The organism is Proteus myxofaciens ATCC 19692, from assembly GCF_001654855.1.
GTDB lineage: Bacteria > Pseudomonadota > Gammaproteobacteria > Enterobacterales > Enterobacteriaceae > Proteus > Proteus myxofaciens.
Genome location: NZ_LXEN01000264.1, coordinates 1 through 217, shown reverse-complemented (window position 1 = coordinate 217; position 217 = coordinate 1). Strand labels below are relative to the sequence as shown.

Here is a 217-nt window from a genome sequence, read left to right as displayed (position 1 = left end):
AAGCGCTGTTTTTAATAAACCAGAAAGCTCGTTATCATCATATTGCGTAAGCCATATGTTATTACTTTTTTTAGCAATAAATCCATATTTTGAGTCGTGTAATCCTTTTAATCGTTGAGACCCTATCCAATAAGTTTCATATCCATTGTATTTAGCCATTTCAATAATTGATTTATTTTCAAAGAGGTTTTTATTACTTTCTGGAGTATAAAAACTC

General features: G+C 29.0%; 1 pseudogene. It reads right to left on the bottom strand.

The annotated features are described in order from the left end of the window. A pseudogene (locus M983_RS17805) lies at nt 1-217 on the bottom strand (hypothetical protein); the annotation flags it as partial.